The organism is Kurthia huakuii LAM0618, assembly GCF_000505545.1.
Taxonomy (GTDB): Bacteria; Bacillota; Bacilli; order Bacillales_A; family Planococcaceae; genus Kurthia; species Kurthia huakuii.
Window position 1 is genome coordinate 19934 of record NZ_AYTB01000017.1, and the last position, 13478, is coordinate 33411.

A 13478-nucleotide genomic window follows, 5' to 3' on the forward strand; every position below is an offset into this window, starting at 1 on the left:
AAATAGAAGGGAAGTTCATAGATGGGATTGCTGAATGATTTACAAACGAAAGTATTAACGGCGGACGGTGCAATGGGCACGCTGCTTTATTCATATGGAATTGACTATTGTTATGAAGAGTTAAACGTTTCAAAGCCAGAAATTATCGAGGATATTCATAAACGTTATATCGATTCGGGCGCAGATATTATTCAAACGAATACATATACAGCAAACGCTATTAAATTAGCGCGTTACGGTATTGAAGATCAAGTGCAAGCCATCAATGAAGGAGCTGTAGCAATTGCTAAGCGCGCTGCAGCACCTGGTGGACAATACGTGTTAGGAACAATTGGCGGTATTCGAGGCATTCGTAAAGCAGATGAATCACTAGCGGAAATTTTAGAGGCTTTACTTGCGCAAGCAGATATTTTAATTGCAGGTGACGTTGATGGCCTACTGCTTGAAACATTTTATGACTTTGAAGAAATTTCAGCGCTCGTAAAAGCATTGCGTGCACGCACGGAGCTGCCGATTATCGCACAAGTGTCAATGCATGAGCCAGGTGTATTGCAAAATGGTTTAGCGCTAAATGATGCGCTGCATACATTGGAGTCACTTGGCGCCAATATCGTCGGTGTGAACTGCCGCTTAGGCCCGCATCATACGATTCAAGCGTTTGAAAACGTGGAGCTTCCAGAGACTGCTTTCTTATCAGCTTATCCAAATGCGAGCTTGCTTGATGTTGAAGATGGCAAGATTGTTTATGAATCAGAAGCGGATTATTTTGGTCGCGCTGCGGTATTATTACGCGATGAAGGTGTGCGCTTAATTGGTGGGTGCTGTGGTACGACACCAGCGCATATTGCTGAAGTGAAAAAACGTTTAGCAGACCTTCCACCAATCAAAGCAAAAATCGTTGAAAAGAAAAAGTCAGCGATTATTAAAGATGCCGATGCTGCGGTGCATGAACCACTGCATGTACAAGCAAAAAAACAGCGTACGATTATCGTGGAACTAGATACGCCACGTCATTTAGAAACGGATGCGTTCGTTGAAGGCGCACGTATTTTACAAGATGCTGGAGCTGATGCGGTGACGATGGCTGACAACTCGCTTGCATCACCACGCGTTAGTAATATGGCGATGGGCGCACGTTTAAAATATGAGAAAAACGTGCGTGCACTCGCACATATCACATGCCGCGACCGCAACTTAATTGGCTTACAGTCGCATTTAATGGGGCTTGATGCACTAGGCATTACCGATATTTTAGCAGTGACAGGTGACCCGACAAAAGTGGGCGATTTCCCAGGCGCGACGAGTGTTTATGACGTTTCAAGTATCGAGCTACTAGAGCTTATTAAAAAATTAAACGACGGCATTTCATTCTCAGGAAAGCCGCTTCGTAAAAAAGCCAACTTCTCAGTAGCGGGTGCTTTCAATCCAAACGTGCGTAATGTTGAGCGTGCAGTACCGCGTTTAGAAAAGAAAATCGCCGCTGGTGCCGATTACTTTATTTCACAGCCTGTCTATACGAAGGAAAAAATTATCGAAGTGTACGAGGCGACGAAGCATATTGAAGAACCAATTTTCTTAGGGATTATGCCACTAACGAGCCTACGCAACTCAGAATTTTTACACAATGAAGTACCTGGCATTAAGTTATCGGAAGAAGTTTTAGCACGTATGAAAGATTGCGGAGAAGATAAAGACCGCGCGCGTGCAGAAGGTCTGGCGATTGCGAAAGAATTAATCGACGTCGCAGCACCATTATTTAAAGGAATTTATTTAATTACACCGTTTATGCGCTATGACATGACGGTCGAGTTAATTGATTATATTAAGCAACTAGATGTACAAACCAAGGGGGAACAAGCAAATGTCGAAGCAACGCATTGAGGACCGCATTCAAGATCATATTTTAATTTTAGATGGTGCGATGGGAACGATGCTACAAAACGCCGATCTAACAGCCGATGATTTTGGTGGCGAAGATTTAGATGGCTGTAATGAAAATCTGAATTTAACACGTCCAGATGTTGTCCGCGACATTCACCGCGCTTATTTTGAAGCGGGTGCAGATATCGTTACAACGAATACATTCGGTGGTACACCACTCGTATTAAATGAATATGGTTTAGGAGACAAAGCATACGAAATTAATAAACGTGCTGTTGAGCTTGCAGTAGAAGCTGCCAATGAACTTTCGACACCGGAATGGCCACGTTATGTTGCCGGTGGTTTAGGGCCGACAACGAAAACATTATCGGTAACAGGTGGTACGACATTTGATGCACTAACGCATGATTTTTACGTGCAGGCAAAAGGTTTAATTGATGGCGGCGCGGATGTTTTATTAATGGAAACATCACAAGATATGCTGAATGTAAAAGCAGGTACGTTAGGGATTAAGCAAGCATTTGAAGAGCTTGGTAAAGAATTGCCAATCATGATTTCGGGTACGATTGAGCCAATGGGGACAACGCTTGCTGGTCAAACAATCGATGCATTCTACATTTCAATTGAGCATATTAAACCGCTATCTGTCGGCCTAAACTGTGCGACAGGACCAGAGTTTATGACCGATCATATCCGTACATTATCAGAAGTGGCAACGAGCTACGTTAGTTGTTATCCAAACGCCGGTTTGCCAGATGAAGAAGGCCATTATCACGAAACACCAGAATCATTATCGAAAAAGCTCGCGGGCTTTGCTGATAAAGGATGGTTAAATGTTATCGGTGGATGCTGTGGTACGACACCCGCACATATTCGTGCGATTCGCGAGGCGGTAAAAGATAAAGCGCCGCGCCCACGCCCTGGCCATGACCACCCGCATATGGTCTCAGGTATTGAGCCGTTAATGTACGATGATTCAATGCGTCCACTATTCGTTGGGGAACGTACAAACGTTATCGGTTCACGTAAATTCAAACGTTTAATCGTTGAAGGAAAGTTTGAGGAAGCGGCAGAAATCGCTCGTGCGCAAGTGAAAAACGGTGCGCACGTACTAGATGTTTGTTTAGCGAACCCCGACCGCGATGAGCTTGAAGATATTCGCAATTATATGGAAGAAGTTGTGAAAAAAGTAAAAGTACCATTCGTCATTGACTCGACTGACGAAAAAGTAATTGAAGAAGCGCTGAAATATTCACAAGGGAAGGCCATTATTAACTCAATCAACTTAGAAGATGGCGAGGAACGCTTTGATGCGGTACTACCACTTGTGAAAAAATATGGTGCCTCTATTGTTATCGGTACAATCGATGAAAAAGGGATGGCTGTTGACCGCCACCGCAAACTTGAAATTGCCGAGCGCGAATATGATTTACTCGTTAATAAATGGGATATTGCGCCGGAAGATATTATTTTTGACCCACTTGTATTCCCGGTTGGGACAGGGGATGAGCAATACATCGGCTCAGCGGTTGAAACAATTGAAGGAATTCGTTTAATTAAAGAAAAATTACCACGCGCATTAACGATCCTTGGCGTTTCGAATGTGTCATTCGGTTTACCGCCAGTTGGTCGTGAAATTTTAAATGCAGTGTATTTATATAACTGTACACAAGCCGGACTTGACTATGCGATTGTCAATACTGAAAAATTAGAGCGTTACGCATCCATTCCAGAACAAGAAATCAAGCTCGCAAATGATTTATTATTTAATACAACAGATGAAACATTAGCGGTATTTACGGATTTCTATCGCGATAAAAAGAAAGAAAAAACTGAAGATGATATTCCAAAAACAGTGCCAGAGCGTCTTGCATACTATATTTTAGAAGGTACGAAAGAAGGCTTAATTGATGATTTAGAGGCAGCGCGTGAAATATACGATGCGCCACTTGATATTATTAATGGACCACTGATGCAAGGTATGGCGACAGTAGGTAAGCTATTTAATGAAAACCAATTAATCGTAGCGGAAGTATTACAATCTGCTGGTGTCATGAAGGCAGCGGTAGCACACTTAGAGCAATACATGGAAAAAAGCGCCGATGACGTTGGGAAAGGGAAAATGCTCATTGCGACCGTAAAAGGTGACGTGCATGATATCGGTAAAAATTTAGTCGATATTATTATGAGTAACAATGGTTATACTGTTGTTGACCTTGGTATTAAAGTAACGCCGCAAACGTTAATCGAAGCGATTCGTAAAGAAAATCCAGATATCGTTGGTCTTTCAGGGCTACTTGTAAAATCAGCACAGCAAATGGTTGTGACCGCACAGGACTTTAAAGAAGCGGGCATTGATACACCGATTATCGTTGGTGGTGCGGCGCTATCTCGTCGTTTCACGGATACGAAAATTGCTGCTAACTACGATGGTCCGGTCATGTATGCCAAAGATGCGATGCAAGGTCTTGAAACGATCAATCGCCTGATGAGCGATGATCGCGAAGGCTTATTAACAGAAATTTTAGAAGCACAAGAAAAACGTAAAGTACAAGATGCGAATCGCGCAGAACGCCCAGCTGTAGCAGTAAAAGCTCGTCCCGCCAAAACGGTGCGTAGTGATGTGCCGGTTTATGTGCCAAATGATTTGGATCGTCACGTACTGCGCGACTACACACCAGCGTATTTATATCCATATGTCAATCTTCGTACATTAATTGGCCATCATTTAGGCTTAAAAGGCTTCAAAGAAGATATGATTAAAGATGGCGACAAACGTGCAGTTGAGCTATATGAATTAGTACGTGGCTACTTACAATCGGATTTACTGCATCCAAAAGCGATGTATCAATTCTTTAAAGCACAAGCAGACGGCGATGATGTTATCATTTACGATAAAGACGGCGTCACTGAAATCGAGCGCTTCACATTCCCTCGTCAAGAGAAGGCGCCATTCCTATGTTTAGCGGATTTCTTGAAAACAAAAGAGAGTGGCGAAATGGACTATGTTGGTTTCCTACAAGTAACAGCTGGTAAAGGCATTCGCGAGAAAGCACAGCAATTAAAAGAGCAAGGGAAATTCCTTGAAATGCATGCGCTACAAGCAACTGCACTTGAGCTTGCGGAAGGTTTAGCGGAGCGTGTGCACCAAGAAATGCGTGACCATGCTGGTTATCCAGATGGCGTGGACTTTACGATGCGCGACCGTTTCGCGGCGAAGTATCAAGGGCAGCGCTTCTCATATGGCTACCCTGCTTGTCCAAACTTAGAAGACCAAAAGAAATTATTTGGCTTGATTCATCCTGAAGATATCGGTGTGAATTTAACGGAAGAATTTATGATGGATCCAGAGGCATCAGTTTCAGCGATGATGTTCTCACATCCAGATGCACGTTACTTCAACGTTTAATTTGAAAGAGAGGAAGGTATGACTTCTTCTCTTTTTTATTTTTTTTAAATGAGGTGCTAATCGACAAATTAACGTTTTTTGTCGCTTAACTAGTGATGAATGTCATAAGTTATGTGTGACATCCACCTATGTGACCTAGTACTAATTTGTTTTATACTATGGAGAATAAATTAGTTGGAGGCAAAAAAATGACGGATCGCGAAAAAATTAAAGAACTTAAAAAAGCTGTTGCGCCGTTTTCGAAATCTGAGATGGGCATGAGTATTCGCCAATTGATCAATACACTCGTACCGCTACTGTTATTATGGGGAGCAGGTTACGGCTTATTTCATATATCACCTATCATTTCAATCGTCTGTGCAGTAATTGCGAGCGGCTTTGTCGTACGTACATTTATTATTTTCCACGATTGCACACATGGCTCGTTTTTCAAAAACAAAAAGTTAAATGCGTTAGTAGGTAATATCACAGGCGTTTTAACAACATTTCCATATGAACAATGGAAACGTGAGCATTTAATCCACCACGCATCAAGCTCAAATTTAGATGAGCGCGGTGTTGGTGACATTTGGATGATGACGACAGAGGAATATAATGAAGCATCAAAATGGCAACGTTTTTGCTACCGTTCGTATCGAAATCCACTAATCATGTTCGGCATTGGACCACTTTATTTAATTTTAGTATCAAATCGCATGAACGCTAAAAATGCGAAGAAAAAAGAACGTCTTAACACGTATTACACAACGATTGCGCTTGTCGTTATGCTTGTCGTTATGAGCCTATTATTCGGCTGGCAAGCAATGTTACTCGTACAAGGTATTTCAATGTATGTGGCAGCAGTACTTGGCATTTGGTTGTTCTATATTCAGCATACATTCGAAGATTCTTATTTCGAAAATGAGAACGAATGGGACTATGTTAAAGCGGCCGTAGAAGGAAGCTCGTATTACCAATTACCAAAAGTATTACAATGGATTTCTGGTAACATCGGTTATCACCACGTACATCACTTAGCGCCACGTATTCCAAACTATGAATTAGAAGAAGCGCATGAAAAAACACCACCACTACAACGGGTGACGACGATTACATTAAAAACAAGCTTTGAATCATTACGCTACAAATTGTATGATGCTTCAAACAAACGCTTTATTACATTCAAAGAGTATGCGGCATTAAAGAGCGCTTCTAATAGAGGTTTGCTATAATAAGCATATAAAATAGGGCGTAAGGAAGTGAGTCTCACATGATTAAAATCGTGTTAGCGGAGGACCAAGGGATGTTGCTTGGTGCGATGCAGGCATTAATTAATATGGAAGATGACATGGAAGTAGTGGCGGCAGCACGCAATGGCGTTGAGGCGTTAGAAGCAATTCGCCTCTATCAACCAGATATCATCATTATGGATATTGAAATGCCTGAAAAAACCGGTCTTGATGTAGCTGAGGAAATTAAGGGTCAAGATTTTAAAGTCGTCATCTTAACGACATTTGCAAGACCTGGTTATTTTGAGCGCGCAAAGAAAGCTGGCGTGCGTGGCTATTTATTAAAAGACAGCCCGATTGAAGAGCTTGTGAATGCGATTCGTGTCATTATGGATGGGCGTCGCATGTATGCACCAGAGCTAATTGATATTGTTTACGAAGAAACGGTTGAAAACCCATTGACCGAACGTGAAACGGAAGTGCTCGGTCTTGTAGCAGAAGGTAAAACAACGAAAGAAATTGCGAAGGAGCTGTTTCTATCACCGGGAACGGTGCGCAATTATATTTCGACAATTTTGGACAAGCTCGAAGTCAGCAACCGCATCGAAGCAATTGTGCGTTATAAAGAAAAAGGTTGGAATAAATAATGACCATTCAATATCGTAAAATATTAAAATGACCGGCTCAAATTGGACGAATATTGACGTTAGGCAGAAAAATTGAATATGCTAATTTTAGAGTATATACTCAAGATGTGTAGTACATTTCTTTGCCAAGAAGTTCCAAATGCGTTCACTTATGTATAGATTTCAATGGTATATGCGGTAAATGGCTCGTTTCTGACCAATTTTAAAGCGATTCGTTACTTGCTATTGAATTGTTTCTATAAAATAGGTAACGTTGAGTACGGTACACAGTAATATTATGACAAAAAAGTCGCCTTCCCTACATGGAATAGGGAAGGCGATTTTTATTGTCCGGTAAATTTTTCTGGAATTATTTGCAGTTTCTGATTAAATAAAGTGCGGTAGCTGAGGAAGCCAAGCAATACGCTTGATACGGAAGCGGTCGTTAGTAGCATAAACTGAACGAGCAATTGAAACATCACCGCTTGCATTGGATCGGCACCGGCAATAATTTGACCGCTCATCATCCCGGGGAGTTGTACGAGGCCAATCGTTTTTTGGCTTTCAATTGTTGGCAACATACTCGCTTTAATCGAGGCGATGAGCTGTCGATGAATCGCTTGTTTAGGCGTACCACCAAGCGATAAAATAAGCTCGACTTCTTGTTCATGTGCTTCAATTTCTACTGTGAAGCGGTTGAGAAATAAAATACTCATGACCATCGAGTTGCCGATTGCCATACCGCTTAATGGAATAATATACTGCGCTGTCGCAGGGACGATATGAAAGCCGAGTAGCACGCCCATAACGATGCCTTCAATCGCACATAAACTTAGCGCCAATTTCCACGTAATACCGTCGATTTGGGCGCCTTTTTTACGTGCATTTAACGTCGCGACAAGAATCATAATCGCCACCATTAAAAAGCTATACAGAACATTTTGTTGATTGAAAATAAGCTGTAATACATAGCCAATTGCGAGCAGTTGAACAATCGCTCGAATCGTCGCAATCGTAACGTCGGCACCGAGTTTTAAATTGAGTGCTTTTGATAAGACGAGTGGAATACAAACAAACGCGAGTGTAATAGCAAGTGCTGTATACGTCATACGAGTTCACCTCGCATAAACTGTTGTACGCGCTCATTGTTTGATGTTTCGAGTAACTCAATTGGCCCGCTCTCAATCAATTCGCCGCGTTGCATAAGCCACATATAATCACCAATGCGCTGTGCTTGCGCCAAATTATGCGTAATCCAAATAATCGTCACACCGCGGTTTTTCATGTCGATAATTAGTTGTTCGATTTCACTGACCGCATATGGATCAAGAGCCGATGTGATTTCATCTAATAATAAAACGTCCGTTGGATTAATGAGCGTGCGTGCAATCGATAATTTTTGGCGCTGACCACCAGAGAGGTCATGCGCCTTTTTATGTATCATTTTTGCGTCTAAACCGACCTGTGTAAGCGCGACAATGGCATCTGCTTCAAGCAATTTGTCACCTTGCAATTGCTTCGGTAACTTCAAATTGTCATAGACGCTTCCTTTAATCATCGGAGCACCTTGAAGGGCCATGCCAACGCAGCGCCGCAACGCAATCGGATCGTAGCTTGTCAGCGGTTGGCCATTATACATAATAGCACCTGACGTGGCTGACAAGAGCCCGTTGCACAATTTTAAAATGGTCGTTTTCCCAGCACCTGATGGACCGATTAATGTTGTGATTTTCCCTTTTGGAAACAAACCTGAAACATCGTGAATAATTTGTGTGCCTTGAATTGTGACACAAACATCGTTGAATGTTATCGCTGCAGTCATGCACAACACCTCCTTACTAATTAGCGTATCATAGGTTTCGCTAAAAATTATTAAATTATTGCGCGTATAGTACGAAAAATTCGATTCACTAAAAAACTGCTATATAATGAAAGAAAAGGAGGTGCACCTCTAGTGATGAAATGCGGAACGATGCCAACGGATGAGGAATGGTTAGCCATCACTACAAATGATGTGACGTATAATGAGCGTTTTGTATATGCGGTGCGCTCGACAAAAATATGCTGTAAGCCAAGCTGCACGTCACGGCTCCCACATCGCGATAAGGTGTGCATTTTCAGCTCGCTCGAATTGGCGATGGAACAGGGCTTTCGACCGTGTAAGCGTTGTCGCCCGGCAAATTTAAAATTACCAAATGAAGAATGGGTATCGCTTATTAACGATTATTTAGAAACACATTATATGTATGAATTAACGCTTGATATGTTAGCTGAGCGCTTTCATGGAAGCAAGTTTCATCTGCATCGTATTTATAAAGAAATCATGGGCGTGACGCCGGCAAAATATATGCAGCAGTTGCGATTAATTGAAGCAAAACGTTTATTAGAAGAAACAACATTAACGATAAATGACATCGCTGAGCGCGTTGGCTTCCATAGTAGTGCTTATTTTATTGCGGTGTTTAAGGCGCAAGAACAGCTGACACCAAAACAATATCAGTTGAAAGTGAGGAACGACCGATGAATTATACAACATTAAAAGTACCACATGACGTACTGTATTTAGCAGCGACTGCGGAAGGCTTATGTTATGTCGGAAATGACGAACAGAGGCTTTATGATTTTGCAGCGAAGCGGCGCGCAACACTTGTGGAAAACGATGGCGCAATGGCGGCGTATCGTGCGCAGTTTGCTGCTTATTTTGACGGGGAATTACAGCGCTTTGATGTGACATTAGATGTCGCTGGTACCGAGCTTCAACAAAACGTTTGGAAAATGCTGATGACGATTCCATATGGTGAGGTATGGACGTATTCAGATGTTGCCGAAGCGATTGGTCGACCGTCTGCGGTACGTGCAGTAGCAAATGCAATTGGACGTAATCCCGTGCTTGTCGCGATTCCTTGTCATCGCGTAATCGGTAAAAATGGTAAGCTGACAGGATTCAGTAGCGGCATGCCGATGAAGAAAATGTTGTTGCGTATCGAAGGAATTACAGCGTATAAAGAATAAGGTGTACGAGGCTAGCAATGAATGCGGGCCTCTTTTTTTATCGTAGCGACTGCTGACAAGTCAGTGTGCTTTTAATTTCAACTGAAAAGGCTATAATAGACCTATGTAAAGACAACGAGGCGAAGGTTGTAGATGACGCAAAGCGCTTAGTTTGTTACGATGTATCATGCTTATACATAGGTTTCTTAGAAGTAGAAACGAATTTGCATATTAAAAGGTATTTTGGGGAACGTAATTAAGAAGTGTAAAGCGTTCTTAAATTAACTTTTGGAAGAAGGGACTAATTATGATGAAATCAATCTATCCAGATGATAGCTTAGCGTTACATACAGACCTTTATCAAATCAATATGGCTGAAACGTATTGGGCGGACGGCATTCATAATCGCAAGGCAATTTTTGAACTTTATTTTAGAAAACTGCCATTTGATAATGGCTATGCGGTATTTGCAGGATTAGAGCGTATGCTTGAGTATTTACGCAATTTTAAATTTAGTGAGACAGACTTAGCTTACTTACAACAAGAAGTAGGATACAAAGAGGACTTTATCGACTATTTACGTGGCATCCGCTTTACCGGTGAGATGTATTCGATGATTGAAGGGGAGCTCGTGTTTGGCAACGAACCAATCGTGCGTATTGAAGCATCGTTAGTGGAAGCACAATTAATCGAGACTGCGCTTCTTAATATCGTCAATTATCAAACGCTAATCGCTACAAAAGCAAGTCGTATTAAACACGTCGCTGGCGAAGAAACCGTCATGGAATTTGGTACGCGCCGAGCACAGGAAATGGACGCTGCTATTTGGGGGACGCGTGCAGCCATTATCGGCGGCTTTGATTCGACAAGTAACGTGCGTGCAGGGAAACTCTTTGATTTACCTGTTGCGGGTACGCATGCACATTCACTTGTACAATCATACCGTAGCGATTATGAGGCATTCCATGCGTATGCACGCCGCCATAAAGATTGCGTATTTTTAGTCGACACATACGATACATTAAAATCAGGTGTACCGATGGCGATTAAAGTAGCGAAAGAACTTGGCGATAAAATTAATTTTATTGGTGTGCGCTTAGATAGCGGCGATATTGCGTTCTTATCAAAAGAAGCGCGCCGTATGTTAGACGAAGCGGGCTTCTCAGACGCAAAAATTGTCGTGTCAAATGATTTAGATGAATATACAATGTTGAATTTGCGTGCTCAAAATGCGCGTGTTGATTTATGGGGAATCGGCACGAAAATCATTACAGCATATGATCAACCAGCACTCGGCGCAGTTTATAAAATTGTGTCGATTGAAGATGAACATGGCGTGATGCAAGATACGATTAAAATTTCAGCGAATGCTGAAAAAGTAACGACACCAGGGCATAAAAAAGTGTACCGTATTATCGACCGCGAAAACGGCAAAGCAGAGGGCGACTACATTTGTATGCATGATGAAGACCCAAGTACGGAGGAACGTTTAAAAATGTTCCACCCTGTTCACACGTTTATTTCAAAATTTGTGACAAACTTTGAAGCGAAAAACTTACATGAAAAAGTCATCGAAAAAGGTGAAGTGATTTACACATCTCCATCTGTAGAGGACATGAAACAATACGCTTTTGCAAATCTCGGACAATTATGGGATGAGTATAAACGTTCATTAAACCCAGAAGCATACCCAGTTGATTTAAGTCAAAAATGCTGGGACAATAAAATGCGCAATATCGAGGAAGTAAAGGAAATGGTCCAACGTACTGTTGACGAAATCGAGGGGGCATAAAGATGACGTTGCAACAACAAATTATTGAAGAACTGCGCGTACTACCAGTCATTGACACACAGCAGGAAATACGTCGTACGATTGATTTCTTAAAAGGTTATGCACAAAAACATAGCTTCGTAAAAGGCTTTGTATTAGGGATTTCAGGCGGTCAAGATTCGACGCTGGCAGGGAAACTAACGCAACTAGCGGTGAATGAACTAAACGCTGAAGCAGGCGAAGAAAACTATTCATTTTGGGCAGTACGTCTACCGTATGGCATTCAAGCGGACGAAGCGGATTGTGACGATGCACTAGCATTTATTGAACCGACAAAAACGTATACCGTTAATGTGAAACCAGCCGTTGATGCAGGTGTCAGCGCATTGCACGATGCCGGTATTGAACTAAGTGATTTTGTGAAGGGCAATGAAAAAGCCCGCGAACGTATGAAAGTACAGTTTGCGATTGCAGCAGCAAATGGCGGTGTTGTCATTGGTACCGATCATGCGGCTGAAGCAATTACCGGTTTCTACACGAAGTTTGGTGACGGGGCGGCCGATTTAACGCCGATTTGGCGCTTAAATAAACGTCAAGGGAAAGCATTGTTACAAGCGCTTGATTGCCCTGTGCATTTATATGAAAAAACGCCGACTGCTGATTTAGAGGAAAATCGTCCAGGCATTGCAGATGAAGAGGCACTCGGTGTGACATATGAACAAATCGATGACTACTTAGAAGGTAAAAAAATCGATGAAGCGGCCCAAAAAATTTTAGAAGGTCACTACTTAAAAACAAAACATAAACGTCATTTACCAATTACGGTGTATGATGATTTTTGGAAATAGCAAACGAGAGGTTGGGGATTTTTCCTAGCCTCTTTTTTTGCTGTGTCGAAACCGTCAAATTGATTTCCATCTTATTTCACAATTGCTCGTTACAATAAAAGATAGGTAATATTTTGAAGGGAGTTTTGTTGACGTGAAATACAAATTAGGTGCAACGATGATGGTTGCGGGACTATTGTTAGCAGGCTGTGGCTCGGACGATGAAAAGGCGGCTCCGGCTCCAGCGCAAACAGAAACAACGACAGCGGGGGACAAAGCAGTAGCAACACCAGTTGACGACCGCTTAAAAGAACCTGCAAAAGATGAAAAGTGTGCATTTTGTAATATGAAGGTATACCATAAGGACAATAAAATGGGTGCCTTTACTGCACAAGCAATCGATGAAAAAGGCAAAAACTTATTTTTTGATGATGCAGGTTGTATGCTAAATTATGAACGCGATCATAAAGTGACGCTTGAAAAATTTGTACGCGACTATGATTCGAAAGATTGGGTTAAACTTGATGATGCGACAATCGTAGCTGGTGATATTAAAACGCCAATGAACTATGGCTTTGCATACTTCACACAAAAAACAGCAGCTGAAAAATTCGTTGCTGACAACGATGGCTCAAAAATCGTAGCTGTAAGTGATATTGATGATAAAGCACATGAAAAAATGAAAATGAAGATGGAAATGAACAGCGAGCATTCTGATTCAGAACAATCGCAAGGGCATTAATAATAATGAAGGCTGTTCAAAAT

General features: G+C 41.9%; 11 protein-coding genes. 9 read left to right on the plus strand and 2 right to left on the minus strand.

What is annotated here, in order from left to right; all coding sequences use genetic code 11:
• Positions 1-21 precede the first annotated feature (21 nt).
• From V514_RS0115165 to V514_RS0115180, 4 genes are all read left to right on the plus strand, one after another.
• Positions 22-1881, plus strand: coding sequence for a bifunctional homocysteine S-methyltransferase/methylenetetrahydrofolate reductase (locus V514_RS0115165; RefSeq protein WP_029500735.1), 1860 nt, complete (start codon positions 22-24; stop codon positions 1879-1881).
• Positions 1862-5290: a methionine synthase gene (metH, locus tag V514_RS0115170; RefSeq protein WP_029500736.1), complete on the plus strand. Its 3429-nt coding sequence runs from the start codon at positions 1862-1864 to the stop codon at positions 5288-5290. The genes V514_RS0115165 and metH overlap by 20 nt, the downstream gene beginning before the upstream one ends.
• 188 nt (positions 5291-5478) lie before the next feature.
• On the plus strand, positions 5479-6501 hold the full coding sequence (locus V514_RS0115175; RefSeq protein WP_029500737.1) for a fatty acid desaturase: 1023 nt from the start codon (positions 5479-5481) through the stop codon (positions 6499-6501).
• Positions 6502-6539: 38 nt separating this feature from the next.
• A complete protein-coding gene (locus V514_RS0115180) occupies positions 6540-7145 on the plus strand; it encodes a response regulator transcription factor (protein ID WP_029500738.1) in 606 nt (201 codons plus the stop codon).
• Positions 7146-7468: 323 nt separating this feature from the next.
• Here the strand turns inward: V514_RS0115180 and V514_RS0115185 are convergent, their stop codons facing one another.
• A complete protein-coding gene (locus V514_RS0115185) occupies positions 7469-8233 on the minus strand; it encodes an ABC transporter permease (protein WP_029500739.1) in 765 nt (254 codons plus the stop codon).
• On the minus strand, positions 8230-8946 hold the full coding sequence (locus tag V514_RS0115190; protein ID WP_029500740.1) for an ABC transporter ATP-binding protein: 717 nt from the start codon (positions 8944-8946) through the stop codon (positions 8230-8232). Before V514_RS0115190 ends, V514_RS0115185 begins: the two co-directional genes overlap by 4 nt.
• Positions 8947-9081: 135 nt before the next feature.
• On the opposite strand from V514_RS0115190, the gene V514_RS0115195 reads away from it, so the two are divergent.
• From V514_RS0115195 to V514_RS0115215, 5 genes are all read left to right on the plus strand, one after another.
• Positions 9082-9648: a bifunctional transcriptional activator/DNA repair enzyme AdaA gene (locus tag V514_RS0115195; protein ID WP_035945008.1), complete on the plus strand. Its 567-nt coding sequence runs from the start codon at positions 9082-9084 to the stop codon at positions 9646-9648.
• Positions 9645-10136 (plus strand): methylated-DNA--[protein]-cysteine S-methyltransferase, encoded by a 492-nt coding sequence (locus V514_RS0115200; protein WP_029500742.1) that lies wholly within the window; start codon positions 9645-9647, stop codon positions 10134-10136. Before V514_RS0115195 ends, V514_RS0115200 begins: the two co-directional genes overlap by 4 nt.
• Positions 10137-10425: 289 nt before the next feature.
• Entirely contained in the window at positions 10426-11907 is a 1482-nt protein-coding gene (locus tag V514_RS0115205; RefSeq protein WP_029500743.1) for a nicotinate phosphoribosyltransferase, read from the plus strand.
• 2 nt (positions 11908-11909) lie between these two features.
• A complete protein-coding gene (gene nadE, locus V514_RS0115210) occupies positions 11910-12734 on the plus strand; it encodes an ammonia-dependent NAD(+) synthetase (protein ID WP_029500744.1) in 825 nt (274 codons plus the stop codon).
• A 133-nt stretch (positions 12735-12867) separates the two neighbouring features.
• Positions 12868-13455 (plus strand): nitrous oxide reductase accessory protein NosL, encoded by a 588-nt coding sequence (locus tag V514_RS0115215; RefSeq protein WP_029500745.1) that lies wholly within the window; start codon positions 12868-12870, stop codon positions 13453-13455.
• Positions 13456-13478 lie beyond the last annotated feature (23 nt).